The 19,852-nt window shown below is 69.4% G+C and carries 3 protein-coding genes; all 3 read right to left on the reverse strand.

The window, feature by feature from the left end:
• Window positions 1-486: 486 nt before the first annotated feature.
• On the reverse strand, window positions 487-3,255 hold the full coding sequence (locus UA74_RS17340) for an ATP-binding protein (protein ID WP_075764909.1): 2,769 nt from the start codon (window positions 3,253-3,255) through the stop codon (window positions 487-489).
• A gap of 1,424 nt (window positions 3,256-4,679) precedes the next feature.
• Window positions 4,680-15,422: a type I polyketide synthase gene (locus tag UA74_RS17345; RefSeq protein ID WP_075764911.1), complete on the reverse strand. Its 10,743-nt coding sequence runs from the start codon at window positions 15,420-15,422 to the stop codon at window positions 4,680-4,682.
• Between the two features lie 26 nt (window positions 15,423-15,448).
• On the reverse strand, window positions 15,449-19,837 hold the full coding sequence (locus UA74_RS17350) for a type I polyketide synthase (RefSeq protein WP_404799995.1): 4,389 nt from the start codon (window positions 19,835-19,837) through the stop codon (window positions 15,449-15,451).
• Between the last annotated feature and the right edge of the window lie 15 nt (window positions 19,838-19,852).

Below are 19,852 nucleotides of genomic sequence, written 5' to 3' on the forward strand. Positions count from 1 at the left end.
CGGCCGAGATCCGGGCGACCAGGCTGACTCGCGTTCGAATTCCAGCTCGGCACCGGGCCGACTGGCGGCACCGAATCGAATGCCGTGATCGCACGACGGATTCGAACCCTGCCGCGCCATCGTGATCACCGCATCCGTCCGAATACCGGCTGATCACGTCTGCTTTCGGGAGATTCGATTGTCGACTTCGCGACACCGAAGATCACAGCCTGCTCACGAGGGCGACATCCGCCACGATTCTTCGAGAAGAAGTCTGCGGCGGAGGCCGTAGACCACGGACCGCTTCTCCTACGACGACGCGATGAGAGAACGGCGATCCGCGCGGTCGACGCGAGCGGCAAGGCCCCACCGCCGCTGCGGCGTCTCCCCCACGGTTCCCGACGATCGCGGTGCAGACGCCCGCCGCCGATCAGCGCTCCGCGATCGGGCCCGCTGCGTGGCCCCGCCTCTCGCGTCGGGTACACCGCTCAGGCGGAATCCGGCACGTCAGCACACCAGCTCGGCGGGCAGGTGTGCCCGTCGGTGGACGTTCAACTTGCGGTAGACGCGTGTCAGGTGCTGTTCGACCGTGCTGACCGTGATGAAGAGCTGCTGACTGATCTCGCGGTTGGTGTGGCCCTGGGCGGCGAGACTGGCGACCCGGCGCTCGGCGTTGCTCAACGAGCTGAACTCCTCACCCGGCACCGGCTGCGGCAGGCTGGTCTCCCGCACCGCCCGCCGGACGCCGCACAGATCGAACAGCTCGCCTGCCCGCCTGGCGAAGGTCTCGGCCTTGTCGACGTCGCCGAGTGCCCGGTAGGTCCGGCTGAGTTCGTTGTGCGTGTGTGCCAGCTCCAGCTTGTCCCCACACCGTTGCAGCATCTCGCTGCTGCTCCGGAGCAGGCTGGGACGCCGGACGAGGTCGCTCACACTCGCGAGGGTGCGCAGCGAGATCCCCCGGATCCGGGACGGTCCCGGCCCGACGAGCCGCAACTGCTCTTCGGCGAGCTGTCTGGCGTGATCGCGCCTGCCGAGGGCGAGATTGGCCTGCGCTGCGGCACTGCGCCACGGGATGAGGGCGGGGAAGTCCAGCCGCCATCGGATGAGCTTCTCCCCGCATTCGAGGAGATCGTCGATCGCGGTGTACACGTGGCCGGTCGCCAGATGGTAGGAGCCCCGGGCATACAGGTACAACAGGCCCCACGTCGTGTCGAACATCGACTGCGGCACGGCCTGACACAGCAGTTCCTCGGCCTGGTGGTAGCGCCCGGCCGTGGTCGTGGCGAGCAGTCGCAGACTCAGCGGAGCCCCGATCAACATGCCCCAGCTCTGCGGCGACATCCGCGCCATCGCGGTCTGCGCCTGGCGTTCGACGTCGGCCAGGTCGCCCCGGCGCAGGGAGATCAGGGCCGTTGTGACCTCGAGCTGTGCCTGCCAGGTCGACGCGCTCTGCTCGCCCGCCTCACGCCACAGGACCGTGCACCAGCGGGACGCCTCCTCCAGCCGGTCGCCGATGACCAGCGCGGCCAGGGAGATCGCGACGGGCGTGACGGTGGTGTGATCGAGCCTGCAACCCTGGATCACCTGTTGGGCGGTCTGCGCCGCGGCGTCGTCGTCGCTGTTCTTGAGCACCGCCGTCAGCGCCGTGATCGCGCGGGTGATGGGCTGATCGTCGAGGAACCGCCCCGCCGTGGGCAGGACCTCGACCCGGTCCGGCCGCGCGGTCAGCAGCCACGGACAGCCGATGCTCAGCTCCGCCGTGATCTGCGCGGCGAGCTGGGGGGCGTGTTCGTCGACCAGTTCCAGCAGCTCGGTCACCTCGTCGAACCGACCGTGCCAGATCAGATAGCCGACCAGCGTCGTCACGTCGTTGTCGAGGAGGTGCCCGATCTCGCCGCCGTGATAGGACGAGGCGAGGTGCTGGGCTGCGGCGGAGGGGTTGACCCGCCAGACCAGGTGGATGAGACGACCGGTGATCGACGCACGCCGACGCCGATCACCGCAGACTGCACGGGCCACCGTCAGGCATTCGATCGCGTGGTGCACCTGATCATTGAGCAGGGCCTGCTCTGCGGAGTCGGAGAAGACGTCGATCGCCCACGGCTCGTCCGGCACGATGTCGCCTGCCGCGAGCAGGTGCCCGGCGACGACGTCCGTCTCGGCGCCCTCCTGGTTGAGCAGCCGCGCGGCGCGCAGGTTCAGCTCCATCCGCCGTCGGGGCGCTGTGCTCTCGATGACGATGTCGCGCAGCACCGACGCCCTGAACCGGGCTCCCGCGACGAGGCCGGAGTCCACCAGGGCGGTGAGCGCCTCGTCCACGGCCTGGATGCCGAGGTTCGACAGCTCGACGAGCCGTCGCGCCGACGAGAGCGGTCCCAGGACGGCGATTCCGGAGGCGATCTCGGCAAGGGCGGGTTCCCCGGAGTGGAGGCAGGTGACCACCGAGCGGCTGAAGGTGTGCCCGGCCACGGGAGCCGTCGGACCGGGCCGCGCGGGGTCGAGGCCCTGTCCGGCGTGCGTCGTGGCGAGGGTGTCTGCGAGAAGACTGTCGACGAGCAGTGAGCTTCCGCCGGTGACCGCTAGACAGGACTCGGCGAAGCCCGCCGGGCAGGAGCCGAGCACCGTGCGGGCGACGTCGGCGATCTGTGCCAGGTCGAGGGTGTCCAGCCGGATGCGGTGGGAGTAGGACTGGCGGAACAGCTCGGCGTCGAAGAGCGGATGGGCCGGGCGCGGCGAGGTCCATCCGCTCAGTACCAGCATCGTCCTGGTCGAGCGCAGCCGCCGCTGCAGGTACGACACGGCGCCCAGCGAGGGCCGGTCGGCGTACTGGAGGTCGTCGATCTCGATGACCAGCGGTCTGCTCTGCGCCAGCCCGAGCAGCAGGGTCACCAGGTTGTGCACGAGGCGGGCATGGAACTGCTGGACGATGACCGGCCCCTGCGCGGGATCCGACACGGCGGCGTCCACATCGAGCATGTGCGGGCCGAGGAGCTCGTTGGCCTCCGCCGCCACCCCCGCGGGCAGGGCGTCGTTGTGGAAGAGCTGGCTCACCACTCCGAACGGCAGCGCCTGCTCCGCCCGTGAGCACTTCGCCGCGAGGACGAGCGCGCCCTCGGCCGCAGCGTGATCACAGAAATCTCGCAGCAGCTTCACATTGCCGCTGCCGATCGGCCCGTCCAGCATCATGACCCGGCCGAAGCCGCTTGTGACTGCGGCATACTGTGACCGCAGCGCCTCGAACTGGTCCTGAAACTCCGTGCAGCACTGCGTATCCATGGAAACTCCCCAGACGACCTCAGAATCCAATGCGGGCAGCAGTCTCTCCTCGTCGATTCGCCCGCGTCGACTCATCATCATTCGATTGACATCACGACTAGAAGCGTTCAGCCATCAGCCATCCCTGATGATCAAACATCAGGCTAACCGGACGAACGACGACCAGTCAAGGCAATAGAATCAACCAGACAAGGCGACCTGCCGATGATTACAGCATCAGCGTGCGTTCATTCCAGGCATCCCGCCGATGAATTGGCGTCGACAAAATAGCCGAGAATGATCGGCGCCTGCCGACTTCGAATTTATGGCGTCGACCTTGGCCCTGAATTCACCGCGCCGAATCGGGCGATCGCCGAATTCGTTCGGCCGCAGCCGCCCGCCCGAATCCGTCGAACAGCACCGTTGCCGCAGCAGGGTCAGGGCTTTCGCCCCACGCGCCCGCCGCCGACCGACTCGCCGGGAGAACAGCCGGGAGTCGGCCCAGGTCTCGCCGCGGCGGCCGCACTGCCGCCTGCCCGACACACCGTGCGACGAACTCGATGATCACGCCCCGGGGCCCAGACGTGGATCGGCCGTACCGAAGCAGGCGATCCTCGACGCGCGCGCAGGAGGTCGATACGGCGCCGTCGGGACCGGCGAGACATCACTGCGCCATGACCCGCAGTACCGCGCGACGCCGGGCCGGGGACGGCCGAGCCGCAGCGCCCGTGCCACCGCCACACCGAGCGGAATCCGGCTGGCGTGCCCGCATTCGGCGCCGGACAAGAAGAGCCCGGACAGCGATGGACAGCTGATTCCTGCACGTGCAGATGACATTCGAAGAAAGCGGTGACGGCGACGTCTTCCCGCCAGCGTCCTGTCCCGACATCCGCGCCCGCAATCACCCTTACACAGCCCCCCGGCGCAACTTCTTCAGCCGCAGAGTCGAGCCAGCCCGACCCTCACTGAAGCCCGATCAACCGTTTACCACCGATCTGGTTCGACCCGGACCGTAAGGTTTCAGCACAGTCTCGATTATGACACGGATCGCCGAGCGGGAGCAAGTAGTCACGTGCCGTCACGGGTCCAGCTGATCGATCGACAAGGCGTGACGGCCGACGGACCGCCGGACCGCCGCAATCTCGCGAATGACTGCGCCCGAGAAGTACGGTCGTTGTCAAGACAGTCTTCGAGATACTGTCACCGAGAGCCACCATTCGGTCCGCTTATCGCAAATCCGAGATACCGAGAGTGACATCACTTCGTGATACGGAAAGGACATCGCGATCATTGACGCAGCCGTCCCGGCGAAAGATCCCCTTTGTCTGGACCACCGGGCATCGGACGGTGTCGACCAGTCTGCCGCCCGACGCCGCGCCGACGCAGGATCGACCACGCCGGGGCGGGCCTGGCCCGCCCCGGTCGCGGCGGCCGGACGGACCCGGCTAGACCTCCGTGCCGGTGCGGAGCCAGTCCTCGACGGCGTGCGCGGTGTCGACGGCATGGTGTTCGAGCATCGTGAAGTGGTCGCCGGGCACCTCGGCGACGGCCTCGGCCGAATCCCAGGAGGCGCGCCACTGCACGTCGTGCGACTGGTCGTCGCCCAGCGATCCGGGACGCACGAACAGCGTGGGCGCGGTGATGTCGCGCACCACGCACTCCTCCAACAGCCGGACATAGCGGCCCATGGCGGAGAGCCGGTCTGCGGTGTACGGCCCGAAGGACTCCTCCCGGGAGAACAGGCCAGCCAGCATGTGCGTCGCGAACCCCTCCATCGCCTTGCTGTCGGGCAGGTAGGTGTCGAGCAGGACGAGTGCGGCGGGCGCGTGACCGCTGTCCTGCAGTTGTCGGGCCGCGGCCTGGGCAAGGAGTCCGCCTGCCGAGTAGCCGAGGAGGACGAACGGCTCGTCCCCCGTCGTCTCCCGCACAGACCGGGCGAGCAGCCCGACGGCCGCCTCGATCGTGGCGGGCAGCGACTCGCCCGCCGCGAAGCCCGGCACGGTCAACGCGGACACGGCCCGCCTGCCGTCGAACGCGGCGGCCAGCCGGATGAACTGGTGCGCCCCACCCATACCCATCGGCGACGGCACGCAGATCAGCTTCGGCCCGGGGCCCGAGGCCAGTTCGGCCACCGCGGGCGCGGTCGCGGGCCCGTCCGCGTCGTGGAACGACGGGCGCAGGTCGGCGACGGCATTGAGCAGTTCGAAGCCCCGGTCGCGCTGATCGGTCGTCACGGCGTGGCGGAACAACGCGCTCAGCGTGTCTGCGGCGTCGTTCGCAGGCTGGGAGGCCGCCGACGCCTGCCGCAGATGCCGGGCGAGCCCGGCGGGCGTCCGGTGGTCGAACACCGCCGTGGCGGGCAGCCGCAGGCCGGTCGCCCGAGTGATCGCGTTGCGCAACTCGACGGCGGCGAGCGAGTCGAAGCCCGACTCCAGGAACCCTCGGTCGGCCACGACGTCCTCGGCCGAACGATGCCCCAGCACCGAGGCGGTCTCGGCGAGGACGAGCTCCAGCAGCAGACGTTCCCGTGCTTCAGGGTCCAGCCCGACGAGCCTGTCCTTCAGGTCGTGCCGCCCTGCGGCCGGGCGGCGTCGTGCCCTCACGAGGCCCGTGAACAGTGGCGGCACCCGGCCCGCGTCGCGCATGTCGAGCCGCACCGGAGCAAGAACGGGCTCGGCACTGGCCAGTGCCGCATCGAAGAGTGCCAGTCCGTCCGCGATGGAGAGTGCGGAGACGCCGCGCGACCGGGTCACGGCCGCCGTCATCGTGCTGGTCTCGGACCAGAGACCCCAGGCCAGTGACTGCGCGCGCAGGCCGATGGCTCTGCGGTGCTGGGCGAGTGCGTCCAGGAACGTGTTCGCCGAGGCGTAGTTGCCCTGCCCCGGCGCGCCGAAGAGTCCGGAGGTCGAGGAGAACAGCACGAATGCGGTGAGATCCTCGGTGAGCTCGTGCAGGTGCACGGCCGCGTCGACCTTCGGGGCGAACACCGTGTCGAGCTGTTGCGGTGTCAGCGACTCGATGACGCCGTCGTCGAGCACTCCTGCGGCGTGCACCACGGCGGTGACGGCGTGCGCCGCCAGGAGCGCAACGACCTGCTCTCGCTCGGCGACGTCGCACACGACGACGGCGACCTCCGCGCCCATCTCCTCCAGCTCGGCACGTAGTTCGGCGGCGCCGGGCGCATCGAGACCCCGGCGGCTGGTGAGTACGAGCCGCTCGACGCCGTGTTCGGCGACGAGATGTCTCGCCAGCGCCGCCCCGAGCGTCCCGGTGCCGCCGGTGATCAGTGTCGTTCCCCGCGCATCCCAGCCGCCGCCGTCGACAGCGGACACGCGCTGGAGCCGCGCCGCGAAGACGTCGCGGCCGCGCACCACGAGCTGCGGCTCGCCCGTCGCTGCGAGGAGTTCGACGTCCAGTTCGTCGTCGGCGGTGCCGTCGACCAGCACGATCCGGTCCGGATGCTCCGACTGGGCGGACCGCACCAGCCCCCAGACGGCGGCGCCTGCCAGGTCGGGCACCTCGTCCGACGAGACCGCGACCGCGCCCCGCGTCACCACCACCAGTCGGTCGTCCGTTCCCCGCAGCCACTCCTGAAGGTGCGACAGCACCGCACCGACTGCGGCGCGCGGGGTGTGCTGCGGGCATTCGAACACCGACACGACTGCCCGTTCGCCGGTCGGACGAGTCGGAACCCACTCGACGCGATACAACGAGTCGGTCGAGGCTGCCCTGGTCATCGGTCGGACGGTGATCGATCGGACCGACACCACGGGCGCTCCCGTGTCATCGACGCCGTGCAGCGACACGGACCCGTCCGGGCCCTTCGTGATCCGTACCCGCATCGTCGTCGCTCCGGACGCGTGCAGCCGCACCCCCGACCAGCTGAAGGGAAGTCCGATGCCCTCGCCGCCGTCGGCGCTCAATCCGATCGTGTGCAGTGCCGCGTCGAGCAACGCCGGATGCAGGCCGAACCGTGCGGCGGCCGCCCGCTCCTCCTCCGACACCGCGACCTCGGCGAACAGCTCGTCGCCTCGACGCCATGCCGTGTGCAGCCCCTGGAAGACGGGGCCGTAGTCGTATCCCCGCATCGCCAGCTCGTCGTAGAAGCCTGCCAGGTCGACCGTCTCGGCATTCGCAGGCTGCCATTCCATGGCGTCGGCGACGAGGCTGTCGCCGGGCTCGGCCAGCGCACCGGTCGCGTGCGTGGTCCAGGTGTCGCCGATGCGGGAGTGGATGTTCACCGGTCGGAGACCGGCATCGTCGGGCGCGCCGACCGACACCCGCACCTCGGCGGCGGCGTTCTCCGTGAGCACGAGCGGAGCCTGGAGGGTGAGTTCCTCGACCGCTCCGTACCCGACCTCGTCGCCTGCGCGGACGGCGAGTTCGACGAAAGCGGTCCCGGGCAGCAGCACGGTGCCCGCGACGGCGTGATCGGCCAGCCACGGGTGGGTGCGGAGAGACAACCTGCCGGTGAACACGACCCCAGCGTCCGCCGGCAGCGCCACCGCCGCGCCGAGCAGCGGGTGGTCTGCGGCGGTCAGGCCTGCGGAGCTGACGTCTCCGGCCGAGTCGGGGGCGTCGAGCCAGTAGCGTTCGTGTTGGAAGGCGTAGGCAGGCAGTGCGATCCGGCGACCGCCGTCAAGGAACGCCGTCAGATCGATGTCGATGCCGTGGGTGAACAGTTCCCCCGCCGAGGCCAGAAAGCGGTCCATGCCGCCGTCGTCCCGGCGCAGCGTGCCGACCACCAGAGCACCCTCGCGGTCACGGCCGTCGAGGACCTCCTGAACGCCGTAGGTCAGCACCGGATGCGCACTGCACTCCACAAACACGCCGACACCGTCGTCCAGCAACGATTCCACCGCACGGTCGAACCGCACCGTCTCCCGCAGATTCGTGAACCAGTACTGCGCGTCCAGCGATGCGGTATCGACCACCGTGCCCGTCACCGACGAATAAAACGGCACCCCCGACGACCGAGGCTCCACCCCCGCCAGACTCTCGATCAACTCATCCCGCAGCGCATCCATCAACACCGAATGCGAGGCGTAATCCACCGGAACCCACCGCGCCCGAACACCCCGCGACTCACACGCTGCCACGACCCGCTCAAGACCCGAGACCGAACCCGACACCACCACCGACGACGGACCGTTCACCGCCGCCAAGGAGACACCATCGGAGAGCAGACCCACCACCTCAGACACCGGCAACGCCACCGACACCATCCCACCACCACCACCCAGACCCGCGATCAAACGGCTCCGCTCCACCACCACCCGCACACCATCACGCAGACTCAACCCACCCGACACCACCGCCGCCGCAATCTCACCCTGCGAATGACCCACCACCGCCGACGGAACCACACCCACCGAACACCACAACTCCGCCAACGACACCATCACCGCAAACAACACCGGCTGAACAACATCAACCCGCCCCAACACCCCCTCATCACCCAAAACATCCAACAACGACCACCCAACAAACTCCGACAACACCACCGCACACTCAGCCATCCGTTCAGCAAAAACAGATGACGACGCCAACAAATCCACAGCCATCCCCACCCACTGCGAACCCTGACCCGGAAACACCAACACCACACCAGAACCGGCGGCACGATCACCGGGAACCACGCGGCCTGAGACGACTTCCCCCAGCCCGGCCCGGAAATCGTCGATGCCGGAACCCGACACCAGCACCCGTCGATCAAACGAGGATCGCGATGTCAGGGTGAAACCCACATCCCGGATGTCCAGTTCGGATCGGGAGGCAAGGAAAGCCGACAGTCGGGCGGCCTGTGCACGCAGCGCGGCATCGGATTTCGCGGAGACGACCCAGGGAACGACCCCGGCGGCGGAAGTCGACCTCCGTGTGTCGTTCGCCGCACCGCCCTGGACCGTGGCCAGTTCGCCGGGCGATTCCGGCCCGGCCAGCCCGGAGGGGTCCTCCAGGACCACATGGGCGTTCGTCCCGCTGACGCCGAAGGAAGACACTCCCGCGCGGCGAGGCCGAGCCGTCGCGGGCCAGGCGACCGGCTCCGTCACGAGTTCCACCGCGCCCGCAGACCAGTCCACGTGCGGCGTCGGCTCGTCGACGTGCAAGGTCTTGGGCACCACCCCGTGCTGCATCGCCAACACCATCTTGATCACCCCGGCGGCCCCCGCTGCGGCCTGGGTGTGCCCGAGATTCGACTTCACCGAACCCAACAGCAACGGCCGATCCCGGTCCTGCCCATACGTCGCGATCAACGCCTGCGCCTCGATCGGATCACCCAACCGAGTACCCGTGCCATGCGCCTCCACCACATCCACGTCCCCGGTGGACAGACCCGCATTCGCCAACGCCTGCCGAATCACCCGCTGCTGCGACGGACCATTCGGCGCCGTCAACCCATTCGACGCACCATCCTGATTCACCGCCGAACCCCGCACCACCGCCAACACCGAATGACCCAACCGACGCGCATCCGACAACCGCTCCACCAACACCAGACCCACACCCTCAGACCACCCCGTCCCATCCGCCGAGGCCGAGAACGACCTGCACCGACCATCGGCGGAAAGCCCACGCTGCCGCGAGAACTCCACGAACACCCCGGGGGTGGCCATCACCGCGACGCCGCCCGCGAGCGCCAGATCGCACTCGCCAGAGCGCAGGGCCTGCGCCGCCAGGTGCAGCGCGACCAACGAGGAGGAGCACGCCGTGTCCACGGTCATCGCGGGCCCCTCCAGGCCCAGCGCGTAGGCGATGCGACCGGAGGCGACGCTGCCCGCGTTGCCGTTGCCCAGGTGCCCTTCGAGATCCGCAGGCACCTGGTGCAGCCTGCCGAGGTAATCGTGGTACATCAGTCCGGTGAACACCCCGGTCCTGCTGCCGCGCAACGACTGCGCATCGATGCCCGCGCCGTCGAGCGTCTCCCAGGCGGTCTCCAGCAGCAGCCGCTGCTGCGGATCCATCGCCAACGCCTCGCGCGGGGAGATCCCGAAGAAGGCGGCGTCGAACAACCCTGCGTCGTGGAGGAAGCCGCCGTTGCGGGTGTAGCTCGTGCCTAGGTGTTCGGGGTCCGGGTCGTACAGGGCGTCCAGGTCCCAGCCTCGGTCCGCCGGGAATCCGCCGACGGCGTCGCGGCCGCTCGCCACGAGGTCCCAGAGGTCGTCGGGGGACGCGACCCCGTCAGGGTATCGACACGCCATGCCGACGATCACGATCGGATCGTCGGACACGGCGGCGGTCGGCGTGGCGGGGACGACCGTCGCAGGCCCGCCGTGTCGCTCCGCGTACAGGTGCGCGGCCAGCACTGACGGCGACGGATAGTCGAAGATCAGGGTCGACGGCAGTTGCAGACCGGTGGCAGCGTTGAGTTCGTTACGCAGCTCGACGGCGGTCAGCGAGTCGAAGCCCAGCTCGTGGAAGGCCTTGGTCGGCTCGATGTCGTCGCCGGATCCGTAGCCGAGCACGGCCGCCGTGCGGCTGCGGACGAGTTCGAGCAGTTCCTCGGGCGCTGCGTACTGCGTGTCACCCGTTCTCGGCGCCTTTCGCGGGCTTCGCACGAGACCGGACCACAGCGGGGGCACCTCCTGCGCGGCAAGCACCGACAGGTCGAGCCGGACCGGGACGACGACCGCCGAGTCCACTCCCGAGGCGACGTCGAGCAGCGCGAGCCCGTCCGCCGTGCTCAGTGGGAGGACGCCGCCACGCGACATGCGGCTGTGGTCCGCCGTGCCGAGTTCTCCGGTGATGCCGCTGGCCTCGGCCCACAGTCCCCAGGCCAGTGACTGCGCGGGAAGTCCCCTGGCCCGGCGGAGCTCGGCCACCGCGTCCAGGAAGGCGTTCGCCGCCGCATAGTTGCCCTGCCCGGCGCTGCCGACCACCCCGGCGGCGGAGGAGAACAGCACGAACGTCGAGACGTCGCCCGCCAGCTCGTGAAGGTGCCACGCGGCGGCCGCCTTCGGGGCGAACACGGTGTCCACCCGTTCCGGCGTCATCGACTGGATCACGCCGTCGTCGAGCACGCCCGCCGTGTGGACCACGGCGTCGACCGGGTGTTCGGCCAGCAGGGCCGCGACCTGCTCGCGATCCGACACGTCACAGGCCACCAGCGTGACGGCGGCGCCGAGGTCCGCGAGTTCGTCGCGCAGCTCCACCGCGCCCGGCGCAGTCAGCCCACGGCGGCTCGTCAAGACCAGGTGCCGGACACCGTGGACGGTGACGAGGTGGCGCGCGACCGCCGCGCCGAGTGTGCCCGTTCCCCCGGTGATCAGTGTCTGCTGCGACGCAGCCCAGTCGGTTCGAGCCGCCTCGGCGGCCGCGCGCTTCAGTCGCGCGGCGAACACCTGATCACCCCGCACCGCCAGCTGCGGCTCGCCGAGCCCTGCCAAGCGCTCCGCGTCGACCGCGGTGTCGGCGTCCACCAGCACGAACTGCCCTGGACGTTCGGTCTGGGCCGACCGCACCAGTCCCCAGACGGCAGCAGCGGCGGGGTCGGGGGCCTCGCCGGGGGACACCACGACCGCTCCTCGTGTCAGCACGACGAGCCGCTGGTCGGACTGCACGGCGACCAGGGCGCGCGCGATGCCGCTCCTGGCCGCCGCCACCGGGTCGGTGCCCAGGTCCGTGCAGTCCACCGTGTGGACCGGGACGCCGGATTCGCCGGCCGGCACGGGCACCCAGTCGAGTCTGAAGAGCGCATCACGGACGTCCACCCGCCGCGCTGCCACCCGGTCGAGGGCGACGGGGCGCAGCCGCAGCGTCTCGACCGAGGCCACCGGCTGTCCCGACGGGTCGAACAGCTCCAGCGCCATCGCGTCGGGCCCCGTCGGGCGCAACCTGACCAGCAGTGTCGAGGCACCGCTCGCGTGGAGGGTGACCCCGGAGAAGGCGAAGGGCAGCCGGACCGCGTCGTCCTCGGCGCCGACGAACGCGCTCGCGTGCAACGCGGCGTCCAGCAGCGCCGGGTGCAGGCCGAACCGCTCCGCATCGCGCCGGGAGTCCTCGGGCAGGGCCACCTCGGCGAGGATCTCCTCGCCCCGCCGCCATGCGGCGCGCAGCCCGCGGAAGGTCTGCCCATACGGCAGACCTCGGTCGGTCAGCTCCTCGTAGAACCCGTCAACGCTGATCGGCGTCTCGTCGGAGAGCGATCGTTCGAGGGCGGGCGCAGGCTGGGGCCGGGCGGGCGAGAGGATTCCGTCGGCGTGGCACGTCCACGGCTCGTCCGAGGTGTCGCTCTCCACGCGGGAGTAGACGCGTACGCGGCGCAGACCGGACTCGTCTGGTTCGTCGATCGCGAGCTGCACCTGCACGGCCTCGTCGGTGCGCAGCACCAGGGGTGCCTGGATCGTCAGCTCGTGCAGCCGACTGCACCCGACCTCGTCACCGGCCCGTAACGCCAGTTCCACGAAACCGGTGCCCGGCAGCAGCACCACGTCGCCGACGAGGTGTTCGGCGAGCCACGGGTGTGACCGCAAGGAAAGCCTGCCGGAGAACACCACGCCGTCCGAGTCGGCGAGCATGACGGCGGCGCCGAGCAGCGGATGTCCGGCGGCGATCAGCCCGGCGGCGGCGACGTCGGCGGACGATTCGGGGATGTCGAGCCAGTGCCGCTGTCGTTGGAAGGGGTAGGTGGGGAGGTCCACGCGCCTGCCACCGGTGTGGAACGCAGCGAAGTCGACCTCGCCACCCGCGACGTGCAACCGAGCCAACGCCTCCACAAAAGACGACACCTCCGACCGATCACGCCGCAACACCGGAACCGCACCAGCCACCAACGCAGACAAAGCACCACCCGGCCCCACCTCAAGAAAAAAACAATCCCCCAACCCACTCACATAATCATGAAAACGCACCGTCTCCCGAACATGCCGAACCCAATAATCAACCGAAGCCACCTCCCCACCAGCCACCAACCGAACCCGCGGCTCCGAAAAAGACAACCCACCAATCGCCAACCGAAAATCAGCCAACATCGGATCCATCAACGACGAATGAAAAGCATGCGACACCCGCAACCGCGACGACCGCCGACCACCAAAACGAGACACCACCCCCGCAACCTCAGACTCCACCCCCGACAACACCACCGAACCAACACCATTCACCGCAGCAACAGACACCCCCGCCGTCAACCACGGCACCACCTCAGACTCCGACGCCTCCACCGCAACCATCACCCCACCCACCGGCAACGCCTGCATCAACCGCGCCCGCTCCGACACCAACACACACGCATCCTCCAACGAGAGAACACCCGCCACATGCGCCGCAGCAACCTCCCCCACCGAATGCCCCACCACCACACCCGGCCGAACACCACACCACTCCAACAAACGAAACAACGCAACCTCCACCGCAAACACCGCAGGCTGCGCCCACCCCGTCAAACTCAACACATCAACATCACCCCCCCACATCACCCCACGCACACCAGAACCCAAACAACCCAACACCGAATCCAACGCCTCAGCAAAAACCGGAAAACAACCATACAACTCACGACCCATACCCAAAAACTGCGAACCCTGACCCGAAAACAACAACACCAGATCACGATCCACCACCCGCCCCCGAGCAACCTCCACACCATCCACCACGACGGCGCGATGCTCGAATCGGGACCGGGTCGTCGCCAGCGAGCAGGCGACGTCGAGAGCATCGTCGTCGTTCGCGCGCAGCCGCTCGATCTGCTCGTCCAGGGCGGCCGAGGACTTCGCCGAGACCACCCACGGGGTCGGCAGCGCGGCGGCCGTGGCCCGCGCGGCAGCTGCTTCGGGGTCACTGCCCCGCTCGGGAACGGGTTCGGCAGCGGACTCCGAATCGATCGCCGCCTCAAGGATCACGTGGGCGTTCGTGCCGCTGACCCCGAAGGACGAGACGGCGGCCCGCCGAGTCCGATCCGACACGGGCCAGGACACGGCGCTGGTCGCGAGCTCGACGGCGCCCGCCGACCACGTCACATAGGGCGAGGGTTCGTCGACGTGCAGCGTCTGGGGCACGATCCCGTGCCGAAGGGCGAGCACCATCTTGATGACGCCCGCGACACCGGCTGCCGCCTGGGTGTGCCCCAGGTTCGACTTCACCGAGCCGAGCAGCAGGGGCCGCGAGCGGCCCTGCCCGTACGTCGCGATCAGGGCCTGCGCCTCGATCGGATCGCCGAGCCTGGTTCCGGTGCCGTGCGCCTCGACGACGTCGACGTCCGAGGTGGACAGGTCCGCCGAGGCGAGCGCCTGCTGGATGACGCGCTGCTGCGAGGGACCGTTCGGCGCCGTCAACCCGTTGGAGGCGCCGTCCTGGTTGACCGCCGAGCCGCGCACGACGGCCAGCACCGGGTGGCCCCGCCGCCGGGCATCCGACAGTCGTTCCACCAGCAGCAGTCCGACGCCCTCGGACCACCCGGTGCCGTCGGCCGAGGCGGCGAAGGCCTTGCACCGGCCGTCCGGGGCGAGCCCGCCCTGCCGGGAGAACTCGACGAACGCGGCCGGGGTGGACATCACGGTGGCACCGCCTGCCAGGGCCAGATCGCACTCGCCGGAGCGCAGCGCCTGGATTGCCCAGTGCAGGGCCACCAGCGAGGAGGAACAGGCGGTGTCGATCGTCACCGCAGGACCCTCCAGGCCCAGCGTGTAGGCGATGCGACCGGACACGACGCTGGCGGCGTTGCCGATCAACAGGTGGTCGGCGGCCGCCGCAGGCACCTGACGCAGGCCGCTGACGTAGTCCTGGCCGTTGGTGCCGACGAAGACGCCCGTGTTGCCGCCCCGCAGCGACACCGGGTCGAGTCCGGCCCGTTCGATCGCCTCCCACGACGCTTCGAGCAGCAGGCGCTGCTGGGGATCCATCGCCGTCGCCTCCCGGGGCGAGATCCCGAAGAACTCCGCATCGAAGTCCGCGACGCGCTCGACGAAGCCGCCTCGGTGCGTCGTGCTGGAGCCCGGCCTGCCCGTGGCGTGCAGGCGGTCGAGGTCCCAGCCTCGGTCCGCCGGGAATCCCGTCAGGACGTCGCGGCCGTCGGTCAGCACGCGCCACAGATCCTCGGGCGAGGCGATGCCGCCGGGGAACCGACAGGACATGCCGACGATCGCGATCAGCTCGCGGCTCGCCTGTTCGGCCTGGCGGAGGCGCTCGCGCGTGTCGTGCAGCTGCGCAGTGACCCGCTTGAGGAAGTACCGGAGGTTGTCCTCACCGGTCATCGTGTGAACCCCCAGAGAGAAGAAGATCAGGAAATGCCGAACTCTTTGCCGAGCAGCTCGAAGACGGCCTCGTCGGAGGCGTCCTCCAACTGATCGGCGATGCCGAGGCCGCCGTCGTCGGCGCACGTGTCGAGCAGCCGCCGCAGCCGGGCGGCGACGGCCGACCGCGCCCTGCTGTCCAGGTCCGCTTCGGACAGCGCGGATTCGAGGAGATCGAGTTCGTCGAACACCGGCTTCGTGTGCCCCGTGAGCTCGCTGTGGAGGTGGGCCGCGAGTGTCGCCGACGTCGGATGGTCGAACACGGCCGTCGCGGGCATGGTGAGCCCGGTGGCCGCCCCGAGCCGGTTGCGCAGTTCCAGCGCGGTCAACGAGTCGAAGCCGAGGTCCTTGAACGCCTGATCCGGCCGGATCTCGTCGACGGACCGGTGACCGAGCACCTGGGCGGTGTGTCTGCGCACGAGATCCTGCAACGCACGGACGCTCTCGGCCGGGGGGAGCGCGGCGTAGTCGGGGATGTCCACGATGCCCTCGGCAGGCACCAGCCGTTCCAGCAGCCTGCTGCCCCGCGCCACCGTGAAGGCGGGCCCGAACCGCGTCCAGTCCACCTCGGCCACGACGACGTCCGTCTCGTCGAGATCGAGCACCCGTTGCAGGGCGACGATCGCCCGCTCCGGCGCCATCCCGCGCAGGCCGAGGCGCTCCAGCTGGTCCGGTTCGATGCCGCCCGCCATGCCACCGCCCGCCCAGGGGCCCCAGGCCACGGCGGTGGCGGGCAGTCCGGCCGCCCGACGGCGCACGGCGAGCGCGTGGAGGGATGAGTTCGCCGCCGCGTAGGCGGACTGGCCGCCACTGCCCCACACCGCGGCGCCCGAGGAGAACAGCACGAAGGCCGACAGCTCGCGCGAACGCGTCAGCTCGTCGAGGTATGCGGCAGCCGTGGCTTTGGCCGCGAACACCGCGTCGAGCCGGTCGGGGGTCAGCGCATCGACGACCCCGTCGTCGAGCCGTCCTGCGGCGTGGAAGACCGCGTCGACGGGATACTCGTCGAGCAGCGCGGCCAGCGCGTCGCGATCCGCGACGTCACAGGCGGCCAGCGTCACCTGAGCACCGGCGGCCCGGAGTTCCTCCCGCAGCTCGGCGGCGCCGGGAGCGCGATCTCCTCGGCGACTCGCGAGGACGAGATGCTCGGCACCGGAGGCGACCAGCCAGCGCGCGACGTGGGCGCCGAGCGCCCCCGCTCCGCCCGTGACGAGCACGGTGCCCGAGGGACGCCACGATCCGGCCGGGACGGGCGCGGGCGCGTGGTCCAGCCTGCGCACGAACACGCCGCCTGCGCGGATGGCGACCTGGTCCTCATCGCCTGAGGCGAGCACGTCCAGCAGGAGACCGAGGCCGCGTTCGCCTGTGACGGCGGGCAGGTCGACGAGGCCGCCCCACCGTTCGGGGTGCTCCAGTGCCGCGACGCGACCGAAGCCCCACACCGCCGCCTGCTCCGGGTCGGGGGTCTCCCCCGGCTCCACCGCGACCGCCGCCGTGGTGACGCACCAGAGCGGCGCTGCCACGCCCGCGTCGCCCAGCGCCTGGACTAGTGCGACGGTGCCGGACAGGCCCAGCATCGAGACCACACCGGACACGGTGTCCTCGCCCAGCGCTGCTCGGAGTTGATCGGCGAGCACCGCGCGGTCCGGCTCGGCCGCCTCGATCGTGCGCGCCGCACCGCCCCGGCGGCGCACCGAGGCGCCGAGGGTCTCGGAGTCGCCCTGCGGCGACGTCACGATGAGCAGGCTGCCTGCGGTCGTCGCAGGCGGAACGTTCCAGGGAGACCAGGTGACGTGGTACCGCAGCACGTCGGCAGAATGCCGTGATTCGTCACGCGGTCGAGCGTCAAGCCAGTAGCGCTGTCGTTGGAAGGGGTAGGTGGGGAGGTCCACGCGCCTGCCACCGGTGTGGAACGCAGCGAAGTCGACCTCGCCACCCGCGACGTGCAACCGAGCCAACGCCTCCACAAAAGACGACACCTCCGACCGATCACGCCGCAACACCGGAACCGCACCAGCCACCAACGCAGACAAAGCACCACCCGGCCCCACCTCAAGAAAAAAACAATCCCCCAACCCACTCACATAATCATGAAAACGCACCGTCTCCCGAACATGCCGAACCCAATAATCAACCGAAGCCACCTCCCCACCAGCCACCAACCGAACCCGCGGCTCCGAAAAAGACAACCCACCAATCGCCAACCGAAAATCAGCCAACATCGGATCCATCAACGACGAATGAAAAGCATGCGACACCCGCAACCGCGACGACCGCCGACCACCAAAACGAGACACCACCCCCGCAACCTCAGACTCCACCCCCGACAACACCACCGAACCAACACCATTCACCGCAGCAACAGACACCCCCGCCGTCAACCACGGCACCACCTCAGACTCCGACGCCTCCACCGCAACCATCACCCCACCCACCGGCAACGCCTGCATCAACCGCGCCCGCTCCGACACCAACACACACGCATCCTCCAACGAGAGAACACCCGCCACATGCGCCGCAGCAACCTCCCCCACCGAATGCCCCACCACCACACCCGGCCGAACACCACACCACTCCAACAAACGAAACAACGCAACCTCCACCGCAAACACCGCAGGCTGCGCCCACCCCGTCAAACTCAACACATCAACATCACCCCCCCACATCACCCCACGCACACCAGAACCCAAACAACCCAACACCGAATCCAACGCCTCAGCAAAAACCGGAAAACAACCATACAACTCACGACCCATACCCAAAAACTGCGAACCCTGACCCGAAAACAACAACACCAGATCACGATCCACCACCCGCCCCCGAGCAACCTCCACACCATCCACCACGACGGCGCGATGCTCCAGGGCGGCGCGGGTGGTCGCGAGTGAGTGACCGACGTCGACGGGATCGCCGGACAGCGAGGCTACCTGGTCGAGCTGAGCACGCAGCGATTCCGGGGACCGGGCGGACACCGGCCAGGGAATCCCGGCGGCGGGAATCCGTGCCCCCTGCGCTCGGTCCGATTCTGACGACTCCGGCGCGGGCGCCTCCTCCACGATGACGTGGGCGTTGGTACCGCTGGCACCGAAGGACGACACGCCCGCGCGGCGTAGTCGGCCGGCGTCCGGCCAGGGGACGGACTCGGCGGCCAGTTCCACCGCACCGGCCGACCAGTCCACCTGCGGCGTCGGCTCGTCGACGTGCAACGTCTCGGGCACCACCCCGTGCTGCATCGCCAACACCATCTTGATCACCCCGGCGGCCCCCGCTGCGGCCTGGGTGTGCCCGAGATTCGACTTCACCGAACCCAACAGCAACGGCCGATCCCGGTCCTGCCCATACGTCGCGATCAACGCCTGCGCCTCGATCGGATCACCCAACCGAGTACCCGTGCCATGCGCCTCCACCACATCCACGTCCCCGGTGGACAGACCCGCATTCGCCAACGCCTGCCGAATCACCCGCTGCTGCGACGGACCATTCGGCGCCGTCAACCCATTCGACGCACCATCCTGATTCACCGCCGAACCCCGCACCACCGCCAACACCGAATGACCCAACCGACGCGCATCCGACAACCGCTCCACCAACAGCAACCCGACACCCTCGGCGAAGCCCGTGCCGTCGGCCGAGGCGGCGAAGGACTTGCATCGGCCGTCGCCTGCCAGGCCCTGCTGCCGGGCGAACTCGACGAAGACGCCGGGGGTGAACATCACCGTGGCACCGCCTGCGATCGCCAGATCGGCGTCGCCGGAGCGCAGCGCCTGGATCGCCCAGTGCAGGGCCACCAGCGAGGAGGAACAGGCGGTGTCGACAGTGACCGCCGGCCCCTCCAGACCCAGCGAATACGCCACCCGCCCGGATGCCACGCTGGCTGCGCTGCCGTTGCCGACGAAACCTGCGAGCTCCGGCGGCACCGAGGCAAGCCGCGAGGAGTAGTCGCTGTACATCAGGCCGGTGAACACCCCGGTCCGGCTGCCGTGCAACGACGACGGGTCGATGCCCGCGCGTTCCAGCACCTCCCACGACGTCTCCAGCAGCAGCCGCTGCTGCGGATCCATCGCCAACGCCTCGCGAGGCGAGATCCCGAAGAAGCCTGCGTCGAAGTCGGCCGCGTCCGGCAGGAATCCCCCTGAGCGCATTCCCGAACCATCGACCTGGTCATAGACGTGGTCGAGGTCCCAGCCTCGGTCTGTCGGGAAGCCGCCGAGCACCTCGCCGCCGTCGCGCAGCAGGCGCCAGAGGTCTTCCGGGGACCGCACGCCGCCGGGGAAGCGGCACGCCATCCCGACGATCGCGATCGGCTCCGTGGCGGCCGCGACCAGCGTCCTGCTCTGTTCGCGGAGGCGTTCCACCTCCTTCAGCGAGGAGCGCAGCGCCTCGACGAGCTT

The sequence above is a fragment of the Actinoalloteichus fjordicus genome (assembly GCF_001941625.1).
Taxonomy (GTDB): Bacteria; Actinomycetota; Actinomycetes; order Mycobacteriales; family Pseudonocardiaceae; genus Actinoalloteichus_A; species Actinoalloteichus_A fjordicus.